The sequence below is a fragment of the Aquirufa sp. genome, assembly GCF_964796385.1.
In genome coordinates, this window is the sequence record NZ_CBAUBA010000015.1 from 1 (window position 1) to 24,104 (window position 24,104).

The following is a 24,104-nucleotide window of genomic DNA, read 5'->3' on the forward strand; positions in this document are numbered from 1 at the left end:
CTCCGTCTCATTCTTATCCACATCCTTAATTAACATGCGAAGTTTCCCATCCACTTGTTTACGCAATTTCGTATTGGTCCCCAAGTTCCCTGCCACAAAATCTATATCCCCATCGTGATCAAAATCGCCAGCCGTTAATCCGCTCCAGAAACCTGTCAACTCCTCCAATCCATTTTCAATTAACGTGAATTTCCCCTTTTGATTTTCAAACAATTTAATCGGCATCCAATCTCCTACAACCGTTAAATCTTGATCTCCATCTTTGTCAAAATCGGCCCAAATCGCTTCGGTCAACATCCCTGCTTCACGAAGTTCTGGGGCTAAAGCCTGAGTGCGGTCGGCGAATTGCCCTTTTCCATTATTCACCAACAAATAAGATTTGGGTGAATACCCATAATGGTAAGCTACCACGCGTCCGGCAACAAATAAATCGATATCACCATCGCGATCAAAGTCGCATGGACGAACAACGGATTTATTATCATACATCGCTGGCAGAGCATTTAGGTCACGCGTAAAATTTCCTTTACCATCATTTTTGTAGAGTCGGTCAAACTGTTCAGGCATTTTATCGAAAAACTCATTTCCTCCTGTCACCACATACAGGTCTAAATCTTTATCGCCATCGGCATCAAAAAACAAGGCATCCACATCTTCATAAAGGCTATCCACATAAAACGAAGTCTGGGGTGAAACGGCAAATCCATTCGCTTTTTGAAGGTACAATTGGCCCGCATGATACTTCGGTCCACCCACATAAAAATCTTCTAAACCATCTCCGTTTACATCCCCCACGGCCATTTTAGGACCCTCCATGGAAACCTTAAAAGGAATTAATAACTCACGATTAAAGTCAAAATAGGTGTTTTCTAAATGCAGATAAGGAATTCCTAACGAAGCCGTAACCTCTTCAAACATGGGTTTCGGTTGGACAAAGAACTGGAAATCCTTCACCAAAATCTGTGCATTTTTCTGATCGAGTGTCAACAATTCATTAATCTTGGGATTTTTAATGATTTGCATTTTCTCATTTTCCCAGATAACAATCAATGAATCCACTCGCGCTAATTGGCCGATTCCAAATAATAAAGTAGGCTCTACAGAACTCATAAATCCACGAGTCGGCATCATCTGCTGGAGTTGTTGGCCTTCCTTCGTCCTCAAAATCACCTTCGCCCCGATGCCAAACGTATTCATCCCCTCTCCCTTGAACTTCACTTTCACAAAGTTATTCTTCAATAGCTCACGCGAATGATTCTCGTAAATTCCCGCCGGTTCATTCAGATTGTTTGAAATCAAATCTAAATCGCCATCATTGTCCAAGTCGGCATACGAACTTCCATTCGAAATCCCGGCTTCCTCAAAACCCCAATCCATGGACTTATCCTTAAAACGTAAATCTTTGGAACCTTGAAATAAGTAATTATGCACTTTACCACTCGGCATTAAATCGATAGCCTCTTGGTCCAATTTATGGGAAGTTGGCAAGCCATAATGCAACGAATCCCCTATGACAAATTTGAGGTAATCTAGGTCGTTTGGCCTGCGTAAAATACCGTTTGAAACGAAAATATCTTTCAGACCATCCCCGTCATAATCAGCCATTAATGTACCCCAGCTCCAGTCGGTGGCCGCAACGCCAGAAGAAGCTGCGATATCGGAAAACTTTTGCCCCCCCATGTTCAATTGCAAACAATTCCGGCTATACTGATTGAAATAGCCAAACTGCAATTTGTACATGTAAATATCTAATGGATCCTCGCCAACAGATGATTTCTCAACCTTTTCGTCCTCAGGGTACATGTCCAGCGTCATCACATCTTGATACCCATCATTATTGATATCCGCAATATCGGAACCCATCGAGAAACGACTCAAATGCTTGAAATGCTCTTTGATTCCTTCCTTGTACGTTCCGTCTTTTTGATTGATGTAGTAATAATCGTCTTCGTGGAAATCGTTGCTGACATATATATCGAGCCAACCGTCATTATTTAAATCTGCCACCGAAACGCCCAATCCATAACCCATAGCTGCTTGATAGATGCCAGATTCAGCAGAAATATCCTTGAATTTGCCACCATCGTTGCGGTACAAATAATCTCCCGCCTCGTTATCTTTCAACATCCGCGTGTTCACACGGTCATACGAACGGGTGTTATGTACAGCATGATTCAACAAATAACAGTCCAAGTCCCCATCTTTATCGTAATCAAAAAAGGCAGCTTGTGTAGCAAAACCAGTAAAATCCAGGCCATACTCGCTAGCTTTTTCCGTAAACGTATTGTCACCATTATTGATGTACAATTCGTTTGAACCTTCCATCCCTTTAAAATTACTCACGGCACAAACGTAAATATCCAATAGCCCATCGCCATTAATATCGGCCATGGTCACACCCGTCTTCCAATCTGAAAATCCTTCGATACCCGATTTAATGGATATATCTTCGAACTCCATATTGCCCTTGTTTAGGTACAATTTATTCTTCCCTTGGTTAGACGTAAAAAAGAGATCCACGAGTCCATCATTATTGATGTCACCCGAAGCAACGCCACCCCCGTTATAGAAATAGAGGTAATCCAAAATATTAAATTCAGGCGTTTCCTTGATTTGATTGGTGAAATCAATATGTGTTTTCGAGGCAGGCAATTTCTCGAATAATTGCACATCATCACCCGATCTACACGAAAGGAAACCAATGGATAAAATGAAACATGCGAAATACTTATTCATACTACTTATTATTTTACTTGAAACACTTGTGCTTTGTCATTGTTTTTTGCGAGGACAACAAAATTCCCTCCTTTACCTTTTGCAATAGCCATTTTACGCACTTGACCCATCGTTTTAAATCCAGTCTTTTGCGAAGTTTTTACGGCAAATTTTCCTTTTCCAAGGCCTTGCAACATCAAACCATACAAGGCATCAAAACGACCCCATTCAGGCAGTGAATCAAAGAAATTTCCTGCTAGCAGAATATCAACTTTCCCATCATGGTCAAAATCACCAACTTCAATGCCCCGAATAGGCGAAAATTGTGCTTGGTAAGGCAATGCCTGTAGACTAAAATTCCCTTTGCCATCATTGATTAAGAAGGCCGATTCAGTGGTTGTGATTTGGCGAAGTACCATACCGTCGCGCTGTTCATCGGAATACAACTCCTCTACCGTCTTATTGGCATAATCTTTGTACTTGATAAACTTTTGCTTGATTCCTGGTGTTGCGCGCTGCAATTCCCCTTTCAAGACCATTGGATAGGTATTTCCGTCCTCGGTAACACATGAAATGAGTTGCTCAGCTGTACCATTTTTGTCAAAATCATTAACCGATAAGATAGCAGGGAATTCGGCGGAAGCTTTAATTTTTGAATTCAGTCCAAAGTTCCCCGCAATGAAATCCATGTCCCCATCGCCATCAATATCAGCGGGTTTCAAGCATCCCCAAAGACCCTCTGATCCAGGAACCATTTCTTGCTTAACTAATTTCCGACCACGCTCGTTTTTGAATACCACGATTCCACCCCAGTCTTGGGCAACGACTAAATCAGCATAGCCATCTTTGTTGACATCCACCCATTCCGCATCAGTTACCATCCCCAAATCACCAATCCCAAGCATAAAGCGTTTTGAATAGTTTTTGAAACCACCTGTGCCGTCATTTATGTACAGATTACTGCTAGGGCTCATGCCATATTTCGTGGAAAGCATGCGGGAACCAACAAACAAATCCAAATCTCCATCGTGATCCATATCGGCAGCCGTTACACAAGAGCCATTTTCAAAGATGGTTGGAAAACGAAGATCACGCTTGAAATTCCCTTTCCCATCATTCAGGTATAATAAGTCATGCAATTCAGGCGCATTAATTTCGAACTCATTACTACCCGTTACGACGAACAGATCTAAATCTTTATCACCATCAGCATCAAAGAAAATGGCATCTGTATTTTCCGTGGTTTGATCGAAATTAAAATCGGCCTGCACACTTTTCTTAAACTGACCACTTGCCTGTTGGACAAATAACTGCTTTTTCTGGCCTGCACCACCTCCTAAATAAACATCGTCTAAACCATCCCCATTCACATCGCCCACGGCCATGGCTGGACCTTGCGTGGAGAATTTTTGTTTTAATAAAACATCTCGATCCCAATCATTAAACAAACTTTCTTGATGGGTATAATTCAATGATTTCGAAGTAATATCAGTGAAAAGGGAATTGCCAACAGGTTGCTTAAAGGTAAATTTGCCTGTTGCCTTAGCATAATCTAGCGTGAGCACTTGATCTACTTGAACGGATTTAAGCACCTGCATTTGATCATCAGGCCAAATAACCTGAAGAGAATCGACTTGTCCATTTTGACCTAAGCCAAAAACCATTTGATGATCACTAGAGGATTGAAAACCACGGTTGGGCATTTGCTGCAACACTTTAATTTTACCTCGTTGGAACACGGTCACCTTAGCACCAATCCCATTCAAATTACTTCCAGTTCCCTTTAGGTGAATAGTCAAATAGTGGTTTTTCAACTTCTCGTTGGTCTTATTTTTATACACCGAAAGCGGAGCATTGACGTTATTGACAACTAAATCCAAATCTCCATCATTATCTAAATCACCATAGGCGGATCCATTCGAGAAACCTGGCCCTTCTAATCCCCATGATTTAGCTTGGTTCGAGAAGGTTAAATCACCTTCATTTTTATAGGCATAATTAGGAATGGGTACTGAAGAAATCTTATCGGTAAACTCTTTATAATCGAATTTCTTTCCATTCAGCATTTGTTGCATGGTGTTTCGATCTCCCAAGAAATCCACAAAATCCTGATCCGTCAAATCTTTGGCAATACCGTTGGCGACAAAAATGTCTTTTTGACCATCGTTGTCCATATCAAAAATCAAGGCTCCCCATGACCAATCGGTGGCATGAACTCCAGCCAATTGACCAACCTCACTAAAGGTCCCGTCGCCGTTATTCAACTGCAAATTGTTGCGCATGTATTGATGCCAAAAACCGCGTTTCAGCTTCAAATCCACTAGGTTATAGCCTTCAAAAATGGATGTAGTTTTCAAGCGACGGTCATCACCTGGAAGCATATCCGTCACGAATATATCCAGGTTTCCATCATCATTAATATCCGCGATATCTGCCCCCATCGAACTCAGGGAGATATGCGGCATTTGATTTTCTAAGTCTTCTTTAAATGTTCCATCGTGCTGATTAATGTATAAATAATCACGTTCGTAGAAATCATTTGAAATATAAATATCTGGCCAATTGTCATTGTTAACATCGCCAATCGTAATACCTAAACCAAAACCGATCAAGCTACCATAAATACCAGCTTTTTCGGATACATCCGTAAACTTGATGCTCTTACCATCGGGACTGTCATTGCGAAACAACTTGTCCCCGCCTAAATTATCGCGCATATCACGTAAGTTGGTGTAGCCCAACTTATCTATTGGCGTAAAGCTGTTGTTCAGCAAATACATATCTAAATCGCCATCGCGATCATAATCGAAGAACGCAGCATGCGTAGAAAGACCTCCGTCCTCTAGCCCAGCATCTTTGGCCATTTCCTTGTAAGATGGAGTGCCCCCTTTAATTCCTTGGTTGATGTATAATTGGTTACCACGCGCATCGCGCGAACCAGAATTACACACATAAATATCCATTAATCCGTCCCCGTTGACATCTGCAAAGGTCACTCCGGTGGACCAAAATTTCTTACCCACGATACCAGCTTTAATGGTAATATCTTCAAAATGCATGCCCCCTTTATTCAGGTAGAGTTTATTATCCTCAAAATTAGAGGTGACAAAAATGTCGGAGAGCCCATCATTATTCACATCACCGATCGCCACGCCACCACCGTTGTAGAAATTACGGTAGTTGAAAATGTTAAATTCCTTTTTCTCTAAACTTCGATTCACGAAGTCAATGCCTGTTTCAGATGCGGGTAATTCTTCGAAGAGCGTATCTTCTTTCGTGGAGCAAGCACAAGCAAGGATGGCAAAGCTACAGAGGAGTATAAAATACTTCATGGAATGTTCAACTAATGGACTGCAAAAATACGAAAAAGGCCTTGTTTAGAAAATAAAAAGGCAGAACCAAAATGGCTCTGCCTTTTTAAAAAATTCAGTATGAATTAATACCCAGGGTTTTGTTTCAACAATGGGTTAGCATCGATACGTGGTTGTGGAATTGGAAACAACTCGCGTCTCTTATCTAAATTCTTCATGAACTTACGCTCTAAAGAGAATGTACCGAAACGAACCATGTCGTTACGTCTCCATCCTTCCCATGCAAACTCACGACCACGCTCAGCTAAGATGTCAGCCGCAGTGATTGAAGTTAACGCATCAACACCAGAACGTGTACGAATTCTGTTTACATCAGCTAAAGCTTCAGACGTTTTTCCTAAACGGAAAGCAGCTTCTGCACGCATCATGATTGCATCAGCCAAGCGGAATACTACGTAGTCGTTTGATTGATCCCCGTTCGGGTTGTTCTTTTGAATCTCATATTTCTGAGCACGGATACCAGCAACTTGGAATTCTGGATCAGCATCCGTCATTTGATCCTTGTTGAAGTCGGCGATAAATGATAAAGGAGCGCCCTTTGCATCTTTCAATGCAGCACCAGAAGCAGCATATTGCTGTCCTTTGATCCACATAGCATTACGTAAATCTTTAGACTCAAAAGAGTTGTAGAAATCCGCTAATGTACAGAAACCGTTCCAAGGTGAGTTACCCAAACCATACGTTGCTTGGTTAGCATAGTGTAAGGTTCTCATGTGGAAGTTCATACCACCTGCTTTAAAGCTATCGTACGGAATTGTCCAAATGTTCTCGCCTGATCCTTCATTCGCAACAATAAAGTTGGCAGTTGTAGAAGAAGACAATGAATATCCATTTTTCGAATTGATTACTGCATTAGCAGCATCATAAGCTCCTTGCCAGTCAGCAGTACCTGAATATACAGCTGCGTTCAACTTCAACTTAGCTAGCAACATACGAGCCGCATCTTGCGTCATACGAGAATACGCTTTTCCTGGTAATAAATTAGGAATAGCCGCTTCTAATTCAGTCTTAATAAATGTATAAACCTCAGCACGAGATTTAGTTCCAGCTGCGGACGTATTGTCTGTAACGATAGGGACGTTTCCAAACGCATCCACAGCCATAAAGTAATAGAAAGCGCGTACAGCACGTAACTCATCTACTGCTTTTGGGTTTGTCTTAACAACTGGAATCAATTGGTTAATCTGAGAGATGTTACCAAAGATAAATCCCCACATTCCGTTGATAGGTCCGTGTTGTGGAGTCCATGTGTGGCGAGAATAAGCCAACCAGTCACCACCGTCAAACCAGTCACCACCACGAGTAGGAACGATTAATTCATCCGAAGATGCCTCACTAGGATTGAACCAATCCCATGTGATACCACGAAGACCACCATAAGCAGGTCCAAGTGCCGCAGAAATTTGAGCATCCGTTTTTAGGAATTGATCCGCTGGGATCGCATCGTAAACTGGCTCAGTTAAATCTGTACAAGACGATAGGGCTAACGAAGCGAAAACACCTACTGAAAGTACTTTAAAGATATATTTTTTCATTTTATTAATAATTTTATTTATTCGATTATTTAACTAATAGAATGCGATTTTGTTTGATTAAAACGTAAGATTTACACCCGCAGTTAATGCACGAGTTTTGTAGTAAGTCTCACGAACATCAATACCTGGAGCAGCTGATCCAATAGCTAAGTTTTGGCTAATCTCTGGATCAACACCTGTGTAGTTTGTAAACACAGCTAAGTTGTTACCTGCTACGTAGATACGCGCACGCTTGAACACTCCCTTGACAGGAATTGTGTATCCAAATGATGCGTTGTTGATACGTAAAAAGTCTCCTGACTCAACATAGTAGTCCATTGGGATCGTACGCTCGTCATTAATAACTGAAGTCGCTGCTGATTTCAATGTACCTGATTCAGCTAAACGACCATCTTGACGACCTAACAACAATGCATTTGTGTTAACAATCTTAGCACCTAATTGGCTTGTCAATTGGAATTGGAAGTCAAATGCTTTGTAACGGATATTTGTAGTCAAACCACCTACGAAAGTAGGGTTAGGATTTCCAATGTATGTACGGTCCTTAGAGTTTGGATCTACCACACCATCACCATTTAAATCTTGGAATACATAACGTCCATTTTCAATCTTAGCGATTTTAGCACCATAGAACTCTCCTACTGGACGACCTGCTTGCAATACTGAGAAGTTTACAGCTGATGTACCGCGGATAAATGAACCTAAAGATGTAGGCAAGAATACCTGATCTGGAGCAGCGAATGAATCATTCTTCAATGAAACGATTTCGTTCTTATTGAATGAGGCAGCTAACGTAGTAGCGATGTTCCAATCTTGAGTTTCCAAGATTTGATACGTTAATGACAACTCAACCCCTTGGTTTTTCATCGAACCGATGTTAGCCAACATAGTTGGGTATACATACCCTTTCTCTTGAGGTACGTTTACTGTGTATAACAAATCTTTTGTTGTACGTGAGTAAAAATCCAAGCTACCAGTCAATTTACCTTTGTATAATGAGAAGTCGATACCACCACCGTAGTTTTCGTTAATCTCCCATTTCAAGTTAGGATTTGGGTTAGATTGAATTGTGTATGCTGGTAAGAAATCATTTGCACCACCATCAAAGTATGTACCTGAAGCTCCGTAGAACGACTTAGATAACAATGGACGAATACCTTCTGAGTTACCGGTTTGTCCCCAGCTAACACGCAATTTCAAGTTATCGATTGTTGAATTACCTTTCAAGAAAGCCTCTTCAGATAAAGTCCAACCAACTGAAACTGACGGGAAAATACCCCACTTGTTGTTATCTCCAAATTTCGTAGAACCGTCACGACGAACGTTAACTGTTGCGAAATATTTGTTCAATAATGAATATTGAGCACGAGCTAAGAAAGAAACCAATTTGTACTGGTTCTTGTAAGAACCCAATAAATTTGGATTAGCACGAATACCTAAACCTGCTCCTAAATTATTTGCTTCGAAAGCATCTGTCAAGAAGTTGTTGTTTGAGGCACCAAAACCATCAGCAACTACATCTTGATATGTGTAACCAGCCAATACGTTCAATGAAGAAACATCATTCAATTTCTTTGAATATGTTAACGTAGTCTCTAATTGTTTATCAGTAACTGAGTTCAAATTACGGCTTGCCGCGTTACCACCTACCGTAGCTAACAAATTAAGCGGAGTTGATTTCGCAAAGAAAGAACCATCAGCAGTTTGCGTACGCAAAGTTCCTGATACGTTAAATACCAAACCATCTAAGATCGTATAACCAGCAGATGCATTGAATAAGAAATCGTGTAAACGTTGCTTATTAATTCTGTTTTCAACAGTTGCTAACGGATTAAAGTTGGCAAATGTACCTGGAATCTGGAAGTAAGTTCCATCTGAATTATACACTGGATCCGTTGGACGCATGTTCATCGCAAAACCAATCGCACGGTTATCTGAAAATTGGTTATCAGTTTGTGAAGCAGACATGTTCACTTTCATGGCTAATTTACCATCTAAAGCTTTCGCATCTAAGTTCAAACGACCTGTTAAACGCTCTTTACCAGAACCTTTCAATGTACCTGTTTGGTCTAAATATCCAATAGAAGCACGGTATGATACATTTTCAGAACCTCCTGACACACCCACGTTGTGGTTTTGAGTCAAAGCAGTTTGTGTAATCACATCTAACCAATCCGTGTTAGCACCCAAGTCATCAAATTTTTGATTAAACTTAGCAGCGGCAGCACGAAACTCAGCACCATTCATCAACTGAGGACGTTGAGAAATTGTCTCAGCACCTACATAGTTTGTATAATCTACTGTAGGAGTACCTGACTTACCACGCTTCGTATTAATCAAGATAACACCGTTCGCTCCACGAGATCCGTAGATCGCTGCAGAAGATGCATCACGTAATACGTCCATGGTCAAGATATCCTCTGGCGCAATGTTTTCGATTGGAGCACCAATCACACCGTCAATAACGTATAAAGGATCAGAACCTGCGTTCAATGAACCCGTACCACGTAAACGAACTGTTGGACGTGCATTTGGATCACCGGAAGCCTGCGTGATTACCAAACCTGCTACTTTACCTTGAGCAGCAGCTAATGGGTTTGTTACAACTCCGGCGTTGAAATCACGAGAACCTAAACTAGTTACTGTTCCTGAAATCTCTTTACGCTTTTGCGTACCGTAACCTACAACCACAACTTCTTCTAAAGATTTGTTGTCAGCAGCTAAAGCAACGTTTACAACAGACTTTCCGCCTACAGAAACTTCTTTAGTTGTGTAACCTACAAAAGAGAATACCAAAGTCGTGTTCGACCCAGCATTAACTTTATAAGTACCATTTGCATCTGTTTGAGCACCACGCGTGGTTCCTTTAACAGCTACAGAAACTCCTGGGATACCTGAGCCATCAGCGGCATCAGTTACTTTTCCCGTTACTACATCTTGAGCAAAAGCGCCCAAGGAAATTAACAGTGCCACAGCAACACTAAAAGCTTGTTTAAAGCCTAGGTTACTTACACTTGATCGCACAAGGCGACCCACTCTTTTGTAAGAATGAATCATAAGTGAAAAATTAAGGGTTAAAAATAATTAATGATTCTAAGCGGTTCCTCTCATTCATCTTTTCGCGTTAAAATGCCTTTGCAAAAGTTTACGGTCTAGGGCGAATTTCAAAACCGACACAAAAAACGATAGAAAAAATTGAATAAAAAAATGATTTAAGGTAAGGAATCAAGGAATACCACCTATAAAATTGGACGAAATTTAGATTTTACTGAATTGTAGCACAGTGTAGGACAGATTCACGAAATAATCTAATTATGCTTCTATTTTATCTACTCTTCATATTTAAACGACAAAACCTATCCAAACTCTACAAAAACGATTGTAATTTTTCAAGACAAATATTTTTTGAAAAAAATGAAATATTTTTCAGCAATATATTACTTCCATGTTAATTAGTCATCATTAGAATAATCCTATTAATTGGAAAATTTGGACAGTGCTAGTCTGTTGGCAATTCAAGGAAGCGGATCGTACCCGCTGCCGCCCCATGGGTGACAGGAGGCAAGCCGACGAACCATCAAGCGAAAACCCTTGATGAATCCATATTTTTCAAAAGCTTGTTTGGCGTATTCAGAACATGTAGGTTGATACCTACAAGAGTTTGGCAAAAAGGGAGAAACCAACAACTGGTACAATTTAATCAGTACTATGAATATATATTTCATGCCAATCTTCGGTAAAACAACAAATTAAATAAAAGATCCCTAATTCATTGATTAAATTTCTTAATTGATATAAATTGCTATTCAATGAAGCGCTTAATCGAATACATGAATCAATTACCCAAACGATCAAAGATCCTCGGACTTGTTGGCATCACCCTTTTCATCGGAATTCTAATTCTGGCCAACTCCCATCCTTCCCAAAGCTTTTTCCACGTGAAAACGGTAACGGAAAAAAGAAATGATAGTTTGGCCAACTTATATAATCCGGAAATAGCGCAACAAAAATCTATTAAACTGGATACCTTTTTCACTAAGCTGCGCGAAAAATCAGGTTTTAATGGTGCTGTATTGATTACCCAGTACGGAAAAATCATCTATAAGAAGGGTTTTGGCTATTCAAATTACTTCACCAAAAGCGCGATTAATACACATACCCACTTTCAACTAGCTTCCGTTTCCAAGCAATTTACGGCTGTAGCGATTATGCAATTAAAGGAAAAAGGGCTACTGAACTATGATGATGCAATCTATAAGCATATCCCAGGTTTTCCATACGACTCTAGCTTAACCATCCGCAGTTTACTTACGCACCGTTCTGGACTTTCGGACTACGCTTATAATATGGATAAGGTATATGATAAAAAAATACCTTTGACAAATCAAAAAGTAGTCGAGATGATGATTCGCCTCAAGCCGCACATCGACTACCGGCCTAACGCTAAATTCAGTTATAATAACACCAACTACATGTTGCTGGCCTACATCGTTGAGAAACTCAGTGGATTAGGCTTCCGTGAATACTTAAAGAAAAATATTTTCGAACCGGCAGGCATGTTGGAAAGCTTCGTTTACGACCCCATGCATCCAGAAATGCTAAAAACAGCAGCTACTGGGTACACGCCTCGGCGCGGAGGACCTGCCGTTTCCGAGTTCAACCACCTAGATGGGGTAACCGGCGATAAAGGCATATATTCCACCGTGGAGGACCTTTATCTTTGGGACATGGCCTTGAACGAAGAGAAATTAATCAAATACACAACACTAGAGGAAGCATTTACCCCTCAGCATACCACTCCAAAGGTCTTACCTAAAAACTATGGCTTCGGATGGAGACTCACCCAATTGGAAAACGGCGATTGGTTGACCTATCACACCGGTTGGTGGCATGGATTTAAAAACTATTACCTCCACAACCCAAAAGATAACTCGGCCATCATCATCTTGGGCAACATGGCCAATCATGCCTTAGCCAAAGTAAATATTGTACAATCCATTTTATATCCAGAAAAATCAGCCTTATTTATGAAGGGTGATCCCCTACCTGCGGAATTTACCTTAGGAGGAAACTAATTAAAGCTATGAAAAAACTACTTTCTGTTACCATGTTCTTGTTAGCGAGCATTGCTGCTTGGGGACAACAAGCTGCTGACGATGCCATCAAAGCTACAGTCACCAATTATTTTGAAGGCGTAACCACAGGAGACGCAGCCAAATTGAACAAAGCATTTCACGAATCAGCCATCTTACGCACATTTAATGCGGCTACGGGAAAAATTCAAGACATCCCTGTTAAAACTTTTATTAGCAAAACCCCGGCTGGAGGAGTGAAAGCGAGCACCAAACTGATTTCGTATTCCTATGCTGGAGTTTCAGGTTTAGCTGCTGTCGAAATGCAGTTCGACGAATTTAAATACATCGATCTACTTTCCTTATTACAAGTCAATGACGAATGGAAAATTGTCGCCCGTGTATTTAGCCGCGTAGATCTAGATACCCAACTAAAAGGTTCCGCAGGCGCAGCAACCAAAGCTACTGGCAAAACACCTGCAGCAGCCGCTCCTGCAAAAAAGAGCACAGCGAATATCAAACCGAAAAAAGATGACGGGTGGTAAAAACTAGACGTTGGACGTTAGACGATAGACGTTGGACGTTAGACTTTAGACGTTGGACGTTAGACGTTAGACTTTAGACGTTAGACGTTAGACTTTAGACGTTGGACGTTAGACTTTAAACGTTAGACTTTAGACGCAGGAAACTTCTAGCGTCTGACGTCTAAAGTCTAACGTCCAATTACCAATTGATTGGTCCTTTACCTAAGTATTTCTCCACGATAGGCTTATAATACGATTTCAATTCCTCGAAAACTGGAACTACCGGAGATTTGGTATACAAATCATATTTATTGAAATCACGAATCCATTCAAGATATTGTTCGTCTTTGGCTGTCATGAATTGACGGTAGCTTCCACCCGAATGCCACGGGTAGAACGAGTGATAGCGAATCATTGCCATACCCGCTTCCGGAATTTTATTTTCAGGATGATTTTTTAACACTTGATACAAGTACTCGTCATGCCCCCAAGCTAAGTGCACATTATCTAATCCGCAGCCTTCAGCATATACACCTAAGTCAGTGTTATAACGCGAATCAGCCATATCTGGATTTAACGCATTAAACTCTGGATACACGCACGAATCAGGTAATTTACAGCCTACGACAAACACATCCCCTACTAATCCCCACTGCTCAGCCTGACTTGTTCCGTCTTCATCTGAACCAAATAAATACATGGCTTTACCCAAATCATGAATTAAGCCCACCAACTGCATCCAATCTGGACGCCCTTCGGCACGAAGACCTTCTGCTGATTGCAATAAATGAATGATATTAGGGAGGGTCAAATCTGGATCAGAAACGTCAACCAAGACATTCAAGCGCTCCATCATTTCCCAAATGTCCATCGGACGCTCAAATGTCAAGTACTTATTTTTCATTCGAAGTACATATGCATACGTTTGACGCGATCGCATCTTACGGTAATGCTCTTTTACGGCAACGGTGATATCACCCTGCTCATAATTACGAAATTCAGATTTTTCTTTGCTGATCGTTTCCATCGCGCCTAAAGTTTAGAACGATGAAATTACAGAATGATTTTTAATGCTGCAAGAGTGAGAGAATAATCGAACTCATCAGCATTAAGATACCTAAAACAAAAAACACAGTAGGATTTAACACAGGCAAACTAGTCTCACTCAAAGAAGCCTCATATGGATTATCCGTTAAATACCGTACCGGAATTTGCTGGCCTATCTCACAATTCTTTGCCAAACCCTTATCTGCCTCCCGGCGAAACTCGGCACCATTAACATAATAGGATACAATCGGGAAGTAAATCGGAAATCTACCTGAGTGATCATCCCGCGCGTACCGACGCGAAATCTCTACGATTTTACCGTACGTAGTTTTTGAATGTGCAATCCAATCTTTCCGCTTGTTATACAAATAAACACCCACACCAATCAAGGCAAAAGCGATAAAGGAAAACAACACCAAAAATAGTGTCATCGATCCTTGAAAAGAACCGGTAGGCCGACCAGAAATCAATAAAATGCCAACTAAATTCATTCGTCTATTTGTGCAAACAGGGAACCCCTATCTGATATTTTCATCAAAAGACGTACAAAAAATACTGAAAATCAAATACGTAGCTCATGCGCAAAAAGAGTAGTGAAGTACACTATTCAAGCACTTTTTAATGTTTTTTGCTAATTTCCGAAAAACAGGATTTCATTTTGACCCATTCATAGAAAAAATAGGCGTATTTTCAGAAAATGGGTTTTCGAAATAGAGCCAAAAGCTCGAAAAATTTATTTTCCTAAAATTTGATATTTCTTTCAAATTTGTATTTTTGACCTGAAAGAAACCAAAAACTATGAAGCAATCGACTAAAATTCAACTCATGACCATGATGTTCCTCATGTTCTTCGGATGGGGAGCCTGGTACGGTCAAATGAGTAAATACCTACTAAGCACCTTGAACGCTACCGGCGATCAAGTAGGTAATGCTTACCTTACCTTCTCTATTGCCTCATTTGTTGCTCCATTCTTTGTGGGCCTAATTGCAGACCGTTATTTCGCAGCACAAAAAGTAATGGGGGTTTTAAATATTATTGGTGGAGGATTGCTGTATTTATTAAGCCAAACAACGGATCCTGAAATCTTCTTTTGGTACATTTTAGCCTATACCATGTGTTTCGCACCAAATTTAGCCTTATCAAATTCCATTGCGATGAAGCAAATGCAAAATCCAGAAAAGGAATTTGCCAATATCCGGGTAACCGGGACCGTTGCTTGGATTGTGGTAACCAATATCATCGGATTTTACGCCCTTGGAGATAATGTAGCCATATTTCATATTGCCATGTACAGTTCTTTCGCCTTAGGAATCTACGCGTTTTTCTTACCAGACACCCCTCCGAAAGCCGACAAAAATGCATCCATCGCTCAGATTGTTGGCCTAGACGCCCTCAAACTTTTCAAGGATCGTTCGTTCCTCATTTTCTTTATTTCTTCGATCCTAATCTGTATTCCACTTTCCTTCTATTACGCCATGGCAAATCCTTCATTAACGGATTCCCACATGAGCAATGTTGAAAACAAAATGTCTTTGGGTCAAGCTTCTGAGGTAATTTTCATGTTGTTAATTCCCTTTGCATTTACACGCCTAGGAGTCAAAAAAATGCTTATCGTTGGATTGATTGCCTGGATTATACGCTTTGTATGCTTTGGTTACGGCGATGGACTTTCTAGTGAGTGGATCTTGTATATTGGCATCATTCTTCATGGTATTTGTTACGATTTCTTCTTCGTGACTGGACAAATTTATACGGACCAAAAAGCTGGACCCCATATTAAGAATTCCGCACAGGGGCTAATTACCTTGGCAACCTATGGTGTAGGTATGGGTATCGGATCGAAACTTTCCGGTATAGTTCTAGACATGTATACCACCAATGGCGTCCATGACTGGCAGTCAGTCTGGATGGTACCAGCTGGCATAGCTGTTTTAGTACTCGTGCTATTTATTCTGTTTTTCAGTGAACGAAAACAAACAGCCTAGGTATTTTTAATTTTTCGAAGCATCCAAGGAACGATGGATGGGAAGAGGCGCTGTACAATCAAGCCGAATCTCTCTAAAGCGCCACCAACAAAAAAGTAGTTTTTACCCTGAGAAACGGCATGAACTATTTTTTGGGCGGTGAAATTTGGATCAAGTCCTTTGGCTTGATTTGGGTCCATTTTCCCATATTTTTCACCGTCTTCATTCATCGCGTGTAATGAAATTTCCGTACGGATATAGCCTGGCATGATGGTGGAAACCTGCACACCATGATCGTGTAATTCAGCGCGCACGGAATCGAAAAATCCAATTAAGGCATGTTTTGTGGCACCATATGCCGCACGACGCGGGGTCGAAATTCGGCCAGCGACAGAGGCAATTGGCACAAAAACTCCAGCCTTTTGATTTTGAAACACCGGAATGACTTGTTGGACCAAATGCACAATCGAAAAGAAATTCACTTCAAACAAACTGCGGTAAACTTCAAATTTGGTATCTAATACAAATGACCGTTGGCTCACTCCTGCATTTAAAACCAACACATCAATCCGACCATACGTTTGCATCACCTTGGTAACCTGTTGGCCATGTCCCGCCAAATCCACCATATCAAATGGCAAAACCAATACGCTTCCCCCGTGTCCCTCACAAGACTGGGCTACCCGTTGCAATTCCACCTCTCTACGGGCGGATAATACCAAATTGGCGCCCTTTGAAGCAAATTCATAGGCTAAGGCTTCCCCAATTCCAGATGAGGCTCCGGTAATCCAGACGATTTTGTTTTTGAATTCCATACTCCAAATATAAACAAGTAGCGACGCGATACCTCGCGTCTGCTTTGATAGTCACAAATTGTGTGCCTGGGCCAACTTTGACAAAGCTTAGAGCTTTGCCAAAGAGAAATAGCGCATTTCTTACCTGCTTTCTAACTCGCGAAAGAACTCCTCCATCGGATTAACCTCAAGTAATTGCAACTTCTGCCACAAGCGAATAGCCTTTGTCATCAAGCCACTTTCGATTAAAAATCCATCGTGCCCGTAAAGTGAGTCAATCATTTGAAAAGAAGCACCTGGAATATGTTTGGCTAAAAATTCTTGTTCAACAATCGGGAAGAGAGCATCGGATTTGATCCCAATCACCAAGGTATTGGATTTAATTTCTTTCAAAGCGGGAATAATTCCACCTCGGTTCCGACCTACATCTTGAGAATCCATCATTTTGGACAAAATATAATAGGAATACGCATTGAATCGCTGGGCTAACTTTTCTCCTTGGTAGCGTTGATAGGAAACGGCGCGCAATGTTTTTTCCAACGAATGGTCTTGGCGAGATTGGGTAATTTGATAGGTTTCGTAGTTACGATACGAAATCAGAGCAGTTGCACGAGCAGCTTTCATTCCCTCAATTCCTGCTTTTGGATGCGATTCTCCCCAAGTCTTGTCGACTTCAATAGCCATCCGTTGGGACTCATTAAATGCCACTCCCCACGGAGAATGAACCGCATTTGTCGCCACTAAAATTAAATTTTGAATCAAATCAGGATTCACAATTCCCCACTCAACGGCTTGTTGGCCACCCATCGAACCACCAATACACGTTTTAATCTTATGAATCCCCAACTCATTTCGTAACAGCTCAAATGAATGAACAACATCCCGAATACTTATATCTGGAAATGAATGAAAATAGGGTTTACCCGTTGATGGATCCGTAGACAAAGGACCCGTAGAACCATAATGTGAGCCTAAAATATTGACACAAACGATGAAATTATTCTCGGGATTAAACAATTTACCAGGCCCAACTAGCCCCTGCCACCATTCGGCAACGTCCTGACTGCCCGTGAATGCATGGCAAATCCATATCACATTATCGCAAGATGCATTCATCTGCCCCCACGTTTGGTATGCCAAATCAATTTGAGGAAGCGAAGCTCCGCTTTCTAAAGCAAAAGTATGGGGATAATGATAGTGTCTAAATTCTGCTTGCATCGTCAAAGCGTTATATTTCCCTAAACAGGCATTCGCCTGGGGTAGGAATTAGCACCGGGGTCAAATTTTGACGGGTTGCCAGAAGATCAATGAGCCTAGTCTCTCCCTTCTTCTTTATAATTCAATGCGCTACAGCCACTGAATGAGGGGACAAAGTAAATCATGAAATCAGGATTTTCCAAAATTTTAGTGATATTTACCCGCATGAAAAGCCTAATTCTGTTTTACATCATACTAATGGGTATTTTGTACCTAGTACACATCAGTCCATGGGGAAATTTAATCCACCCCCAGATAACGTATATTCTAGCGTTTCTAATTTTTCAATCCTATTTAACTATTGGCATTTCACAAATCAGTCCAAAAAGTGGGAAAGAAAAATTTGTCCACTTTCAACTCATTAATCTGACTATACGCTTTATTTCAAGCCTTTCTTTCGTTGGTTTTTTTGCCTACACCGGTACACCTGAAATATTCTTATTCACAATCAACTTTTTTGTACTCTATTTATGTAGTGCAAATTTTGAAATAATAGCCTTGCTTCGTAACTTGCGACGTTTTTAGGAAATAAATAGTTTTTCAACTTTTATTTCGTGCCCAAAACACCGTTAATCGCCGTATTAACAACATAAATTATCACAAAATAGTAAAAGCTAGAATTACGATGCCGATTAAGACTTTTTTAAAGAAAATGTACTTTTCAAATATAATCCTTGGATTATTATTCAGCTTTTCAAGCTTTTCGTTAGTAGCAAATGAATCAGCGAATGTGTCTGAGGAAGCAACGGCACTAGCGGTTACTAAAACAGAATCAACCAAATTCGATCCAGGTAAATTAATCCTACATCACATTGCGGACGAACATGAATGGCATTTCTTTACAGTGGGCCATTTTCATGCTACTTTACCATTGCCTTGTATTGTTTACACAGCGTCTGCAGGTTTACAGGTATTTTCTTCATCCAATTTCAAAAACGAACATCACGAAGAGATTCCATACAATGGTTTCGTTTTAGAGCATGGAAAAATTCATGCTGAAAATGGCGAGAAAGTATACGATATTTCAATTACGAAAAACGTGGCTTCCTTATTAATATCAGCCGTTTTATTGTTGACAATCTTCATTGGTATCGGAAAAAAATACCAAGAAAATCCGCATAGAGCTCCTAAAGGACTTCAATCCATGTTCGAACCTATCATCATTTTCGTTCGTGATGAGATTGCAAAAAACAACATTGGCGAAAAACATTACCGCCGATTTATGCCTTATTTATTGACTATCTTCTTCTTTATTTGGTTTAACAATATGTTGGGCTTAATTCCCGGAGGAGCAAACGTGACGGGCAATATCGCCGTAACTTTAGTTTTAGCGATCATCGCATTCATTGTTACTAATGTAAATGGACGTTCTACGTATTGGACACACATCTTTGCGATGCCAGGCGTTCCTAAGTGGATGTTAATTATTTTAACCCCGGTAGAAATTGTGGGCGTATTTATGAAGCCATTCTCGTTAATGGTTCGTTTGTTCGCGAATATTACGGCCGGCCACATCATTTTATTAAGTTTAGTATCCTTGATTTTCATATTTGAAAATGCGGCATTAGGACTTGCAGTAGTTCCTTTCTCGCTTTTCATGAATGTAATTGAGCTAATTGTTGCCTTCATCCAAGCCTTCATCTTTACGATGTTAGTTTCGAATTACATCGGATCGGCGGTTGAAGAGCATCACCATTAATTTGTATTTTTTTTAATTTATATAAACCCAAATCGTATGTCTATTTTATCGATTTTATTAGAAGTTTCTGTAGGTCTTGGCCTAGCAGGTGTTGGTGCTGGTATAGCTGCTTTAGGAGCTGGTGTTGGTATCGGTCGCATCGGTGGTTCTGCCATGGAAGCTATTGCGCGTCAACCAGAAGCTTCTGGAAAAATTCAGGGTGCGATGTTGATCGTTGCTGCCTTCGTTGAGGCGGTTGCGTTATTCGCTGCTGTAATTTGTCTATTGGTTACTTTGAAATAAGAAACCAACCGAATAAACCTAGGGATTAGCCTTAGAATCATTATTCAAAAAATTTAAAACGCAATTTGGAAGGCACTAGGCACCAAATTGCGTTTTCTAGAAACTAAATACTGTAAATATTTATATACCATGGAGTTAATTACCCCAGATTTAGGATTAATCTTTTGGCAATTACTTGTCTTTGGAATTTTGTTTTTCTTACTAGCTAAATTTGCTTGGAAACCCATTATTCAATCGCTAGCAGAGCGGGAGCAATCCATTGACGAAGCAATCAAATTATCTGAAACAACGCGTACTGAAATGGCTGAGTTGAAAGCAGGTAATGAGCAACTAATCGCATCAGCTCGTGCTGAACGTGATGGATTAATTAAACAAGCAAAAGAGGCGTCGGATGCAATGATTGCACAAGCAAAATTAGATGCACAGACGGCTGCAAACCAAGAAATCGAAAAGGCGCGCGTAGCTTTCGAACAAGAAAAAGCGAGTGCAGTAGCTTCTATCCGTAGGGAAGCGGCTTCGCTATCGTTAGACTTGGCTGAAAAAGTATTGAAAAGCCAATTAAAAGACAAAGCAGCTCAGGAAAAATTAGTGACTGAGTGGATGTCTGACGTTAAATTATCATAATCGAATAGACCATGTCAGAATTAATTGTAGCTCACCGGTACGCTAAATCCTTGCTTGACTTCGCCATTGAAAAAAATGCCGTAGAAGCAGTTGCAAAGGACATGATTGATTTCGCAGAGACATGCGAAGGAAGTTATGAATTAGTCCTAGCACTCAAGAGCCCAATCATTAAGCATTATACCAAACTAGCAATCCTTGCGAAGTTATTTAAGGATAAATTTAACCCCGTTACCTACGGTATATTCGTCATAATCACGAATAAAAACCGCGAAAAGATTCTTCCTGCTGTGGCTAAAGAATTCATTTCCATGTATACCGATTACAAAGGAATCCAAAAAGCAACTGTTACGACGGCTTCTTCATTAACGGCCGACCAGAAAATAACGGTTTCCAAAATCGTTAAAGATTACACAGGTAAAGAAGTACAATTGATCGAAAAGATTGACGAAAGCCTTATTGGTGGATTCATCTTGAAGGTTGGGGACCAACAAATAGATGATTCAATCAAGCGAAAGCTGAATGATCTAAAAGTTTCATTAGCATCTTAATTGAAAGGCCTTGTTATCAAGGCCTTTTATATTTCAGTTATACCATGAAGAAATTCTCCTTATTTACTGGCTCAATTATTTCCGGATTGTCGGTTGCCATAGGTGCATTCGGTGCGCATGCGTGGAAAGACTATTTACGCACTATCAATCGACTTGACACATTCGAAACAGCTGCTCAATACCAAATGTATGGTGGTCTAACATTGCTGCTACTTGGTATATGGCAAATTCAAGTATCAAACAGATTATTGAAATCTGCCGGTTATTTAATCTTCAGCGGAAGCCTAATTTTCCCGGGCTCGCTGTATTTAATTTGCCTAACGCAAAATACATTTTGGGGAATGATAGCTCCAATCGGTGGGCTCGCCTATATCACCGGATTTGCCTTCATGGCCTACGGAACATTGAAGCAATAACTAGTGACGCATCACTAATTCTAAACTATTCCAAACAATCTCCCCCATCGTCTTGCATTGCAAGAAACGTGGGTCATCGTAATGTTTGGCTAATTCACTTTTCAGTTGATCGACATTTTCCTGCGGTGCAATTTCATCCTTCGCCATCACCGTCATTAAATCGGAAACACGCTGGCTTTCGGATTTAAGCCGACTAGCAATCATGGAGCGTTCTTCGATTTGGTACTGCCAAACAGACTCCGGCGTCATGTATTTCATCCCTAATTCAATCAAATTATTATTCTGCTTGAAGTACTGTGGCATGTAAACCGAGCGTTTTCCTTCAAAACACTGTTGGTCAAAGTCAATGGGGCGAATCCGATAATAGATCTCCTCAAAATCAGGATTTGTAATCACCACAAAATTGGCACTATGCATGTCCCCCAATAATTGAACGAGACAACGCTCATTAAACTTGACAAACTCTTTGGCTAAACGAATGGGGGATTCCAATTCAGCCTCCAAGTCTTGCTTTAAAAAAGTATCACCTGGAATTCCCGCAATATGCTCCTCCACCAACGTGTTGTCATACGTTACGTAGTTGATGCGATTAGGCGACAAAATATGCTCAAGTTCTAATCCATAAACCCGCGAGGCATCCGCAATTTTGATGTAGAAATAATCAAAATTATCGTTCACGCGATTCACAATACGAATCCGAAACGGATGGGTATTTCCATAGGTACAGTAATCCACTCGATCAATGACTAAGTGCTTAATCACCTCCTCATTCCCGTCTGTTTTTAAATCCGCATAGATTTGCTTGAGTGCCTCATAGACTTCCGGCTGATCCGCTGGCGAGTAAAAAACCGTCTCCCAGAGCGTATCTGCCCCATTTTTATCGTAGAGTACAATCGCATTATCATAACGCAATAAATCCTGATACGAAATATTCATCTCGTGCTCCCGATTGTATTTGTGCAAATACCGCCGAAGCTGATTGTTAATCCGATAAAGTATTTTCTTCTTAGAAATTAAAGCCATTATTCGACGAAGTCTAACGATTTACCAAACGTATCTTTCAGTTGGCTTATAGCAAATAAGGCCAAACTAAAACAAAGCACGCCTACCCAGGCTGCCGCATCAATAAGACCGAGCGACGGAATGAGGAATTTAAATAACAAGCTGATTGGGATCAAGGCTCCACGTACAAAATTAGGTACCGTTGTCGTCACCGTCATGCGAATGTTTGTCCCAAATTGCTCGGATGAAGCCGTCAAAAATACGGCCCAGTACCCTCCAAAAAAGCCCAAAGCAGTAATTAGTGTATTAGCGAAGACCTGTGAAACGTCGGTCGCCACATACAGGAAATACAAAGTCAATGCCCACGCTAACAGAAGGTACATGAGGACGACCTTGTTCCGACTCTTGAACCATTGACTTAATGCGCCGCTGACGAAATCGCCAACAGATAGCCCGATGTAACAATACATAATCGCATCTCCACCTGAAACACTTCCTTGAATACCGATTAACTGCGTGATTTCGGGGGCAGAAAAAACTAAAATTCCGATAATATACCAAATAGGTAAGCCCATTAAAATACAATAAAGGTACTTTTTAAAGGTAGGCCACGAGGTAAATAATTGAAAAAAATTCCCCTTAGGTACATCCACATGCATGCCTTGATACATCGATGATTCAAAAGTTCCTAGGCGCAATAAAAGTAACGCCAATCCCATACCTCCACCAATAAAATAACAAGTTCGCCACCATTCTGGATCGGGATTTAACCCCGCGACAATAGGTGCAAAAACGGCACCAGCTGCCCCCACCCCAGCAATGATCAAAGTACCAATTCCTCGTTTAGAGGCTGGTAATGTTTCATTTACCAACGTAATTCCAGCTCCCAATTCCCCCGCCAAACCGATACCTGCAATAAATCGTAACACCCAATACGTATTTAAATCAGTCACAAAACCATTCAATGCATTTGCGATGGAATAAAGCAAAATAGAGCCAAAAAGAACTGATTTACGGCCTTTTTTGTCGCCGTATACCCCCCACAAAATTCCGCCAAGTAGCATACCGCCCATTTGGACATTCATCAGGTTTAGCCCTTGACTCAATAGTTCAGAACCTGATAAGCCCAAACTTTTTAAGCTGGGATTACGAACTACGGAGAATAAGATGAGATCGTATACATCAACAAAATAACCGAGCGCGGCCACGGCAATCAGCATTTTAGACTTGGAACTAAGTTTTTCTGTTTCCAT

Annotated in this window: 19 protein-coding genes and 1 riboswitch; of the genes, 8 read left to right on the plus strand and 11 right to left on the minus strand. The window is 40.7% G+C overall.

What is annotated here, in order from left to right; all coding sequences use genetic code 11:
• The 5 genes from AC1W6K_RS06290 to yidD form a co-directional block, all read right to left on the minus strand.
• Positions 1–2,736, minus strand: a 2,736-nt coding sequence (locus tag AC1W6K_RS06290) for a VCBS repeat-containing protein (RefSeq protein WP_481946842.1), incomplete at its 3' end; no start/stop codon positions are given.
• Positions 2,737–2,744: 8 nt separating this feature from the next.
• A complete protein-coding gene (locus tag AC1W6K_RS06295) occupies positions 2,745–6,047 on the minus strand; it encodes a VCBS repeat-containing protein (RefSeq protein ID WP_481946843.1) in 3,303 nt (1,100 codons plus the stop codon).
• Between the two features lie 104 nt (positions 6,048–6,151).
• Positions 6,152–7,621, minus strand: a complete 1,470-nt coding sequence (locus tag AC1W6K_RS06300; protein WP_481946844.1) for a RagB/SusD family nutrient uptake outer membrane protein — start codon at positions 7,619–7,621, stop codon at positions 6,152–6,154.
• A 57-nt stretch (positions 7,622–7,678) separates the two neighbouring features.
• The gene (locus AC1W6K_RS06305) at positions 7,679–10,678 is read right to left on the minus strand and encodes a SusC/RagA family TonB-linked outer membrane protein (RefSeq protein ID WP_481946845.1); all 3,000 of its coding nucleotides are present in this window, start codon (positions 10,676–10,678) and stop codon (positions 7,679–7,681) included.
• Positions 10,679–11,136: 458 nt separating this feature from the next.
• Positions 11,137–11,346 (minus strand): membrane protein insertion efficiency factor YidD, encoded by a 210-nt coding sequence (gene yidD, locus AC1W6K_RS06310; RefSeq protein WP_481721367.1) that lies wholly within the window; start codon positions 11,344–11,346, stop codon positions 11,137–11,139.
• Positions 11,347–11,430: 84 nt separating this feature from the next.
• Between yidD and AC1W6K_RS06315 the strand changes: the two genes are divergently transcribed.
• Both AC1W6K_RS06315 and AC1W6K_RS06320 read left to right on the plus strand, forming a co-directional pair.
• The gene (locus AC1W6K_RS06315) at positions 11,431–12,696 is read left to right on the plus strand and encodes a serine hydrolase domain-containing protein (RefSeq protein ID WP_481721369.1); all 1,266 of its coding nucleotides are present in this window, start codon (positions 11,431–11,433) and stop codon (positions 12,694–12,696) included.
• Positions 12,697–12,704: 8 nt separating this feature from the next.
• Positions 12,705–13,238 (plus strand): nuclear transport factor 2 family protein, encoded by a 534-nt coding sequence (locus AC1W6K_RS06320; RefSeq protein WP_481721371.1) that lies wholly within the window; start codon positions 12,705–12,707, stop codon positions 13,236–13,238.
• 178 nt (positions 13,239–13,416) lie between these two features.
• On the opposite strand, the gene AC1W6K_RS06325 is transcribed toward AC1W6K_RS06320, so the two are convergent.
• Positions 13,417–14,244 carry an inositol oxygenase family protein gene (locus tag AC1W6K_RS06325; protein ID WP_481721373.1) on the minus strand — a complete coding sequence of 276 codons (828 nt, stop codon included), beginning with the start codon at positions 14,242–14,244 and terminating at the stop codon, positions 13,417–13,419.
• A 40-nt stretch (positions 14,245–14,284) separates the two neighbouring features.
• Positions 14,285–14,755: a DUF3592 domain-containing protein gene (locus tag AC1W6K_RS06330; protein WP_481721375.1), complete on the minus strand. Its 471-nt coding sequence runs from the start codon at positions 14,753–14,755 to the stop codon at positions 14,285–14,287.
• Between the two features lie 307 nt (positions 14,756–15,062).
• On the opposite strand from AC1W6K_RS06330, the gene AC1W6K_RS06335 reads away from it, so the two are divergent.
• Positions 15,063–16,250 carry a nucleoside permease gene (locus AC1W6K_RS06335; RefSeq protein WP_481946846.1) on the plus strand — a complete coding sequence of 396 codons (1,188 nt, stop codon included), beginning with the start codon at positions 15,063–15,065 and terminating at the stop codon, positions 16,248–16,250.
• On the opposite strand, the gene AC1W6K_RS06340 is transcribed toward AC1W6K_RS06335, so the two are convergent.
• Both AC1W6K_RS06340 and AC1W6K_RS06345 read right to left on the minus strand, forming a co-directional pair.
• A complete protein-coding gene (locus AC1W6K_RS06340; RefSeq protein ID WP_481946847.1) occupies positions 16,247–17,044 on the minus strand; it encodes an SDR family oxidoreductase in 798 nt (265 codons plus the stop codon). The genes AC1W6K_RS06335 and AC1W6K_RS06340 overlap by 4 nt on opposite strands.
• A gap of 120 nt (positions 17,045–17,164) precedes the next feature.
• Positions 17,165–18,241, minus strand: coding sequence for a homoserine O-acetyltransferase family protein (locus AC1W6K_RS06345; protein ID WP_481946848.1), 1,077 nt, complete (start codon positions 18,239–18,241; stop codon positions 17,165–17,167).
• Positions 18,242–18,248: 7 nt separating this feature from the next.
• A riboswitch (SAM riboswitch) is annotated at positions 18,249–18,364 on the minus strand.
• 541 nt (positions 18,365–18,905) lie between these two features.
• Here AC1W6K_RS06345 and atpB point away from each other — a divergent pair.
• The 5 genes from atpB (at position 18,906) to AC1W6K_RS06370 (ending at position 21,849) form a co-directional block, all read left to right on the plus strand.
• Positions 18,906–19,979, plus strand: coding sequence for a F0F1 ATP synthase subunit A (gene atpB, locus AC1W6K_RS06350; protein ID WP_481721383.1), 1,074 nt, complete (start codon positions 18,906–18,908; stop codon positions 19,977–19,979).
• A 36-nt stretch (positions 19,980–20,015) separates the two neighbouring features.
• Positions 20,016–20,261 carry an ATP synthase F0 subunit C gene (gene atpE / locus AC1W6K_RS06355; protein ID WP_395785446.1) on the plus strand — a complete coding sequence of 82 codons (246 nt, stop codon included), beginning with the start codon at positions 20,016–20,018 and terminating at the stop codon, positions 20,259–20,261.
• 129 nt (positions 20,262–20,390) lie between these two features.
• The gene (gene atpF, locus AC1W6K_RS06360) at positions 20,391–20,885 is read left to right on the plus strand and encodes a F0F1 ATP synthase subunit B (protein WP_481946849.1); all 495 of its coding nucleotides are present in this window, start codon (positions 20,391–20,393) and stop codon (positions 20,883–20,885) included.
• 11 nt (positions 20,886–20,896) lie between these two features.
• The gene (gene atpH / locus AC1W6K_RS06365; RefSeq protein WP_481721387.1) at positions 20,897–21,433 is read left to right on the plus strand and encodes an ATP synthase F1 subunit delta; all 537 of its coding nucleotides are present in this window, start codon (positions 20,897–20,899) and stop codon (positions 21,431–21,433) included.
• Between the two features lie 44 nt (positions 21,434–21,477).
• A complete protein-coding gene (locus tag AC1W6K_RS06370) occupies positions 21,478–21,849 on the plus strand; it encodes a DUF423 domain-containing protein (protein WP_481721389.1) in 372 nt (123 codons plus the stop codon).
• On the opposite strand, the gene AC1W6K_RS06375 is transcribed toward AC1W6K_RS06370, so the two are convergent.
• Both AC1W6K_RS06375 and AC1W6K_RS06380 read right to left on the minus strand, forming a co-directional pair.
• Positions 21,850–22,872: a hypothetical protein gene (locus AC1W6K_RS06375; protein ID WP_481721391.1), complete on the minus strand. Its 1,023-nt coding sequence runs from the start codon at positions 22,870–22,872 to the stop codon at positions 21,850–21,852.
• Entirely contained in the window at positions 22,872–24,104 is a 1,233-nt protein-coding gene (locus AC1W6K_RS06380) for an MFS transporter (protein WP_481946850.1), read from the minus strand. The genes AC1W6K_RS06375 and AC1W6K_RS06380 overlap by 1 nt, the downstream gene beginning before the upstream one ends.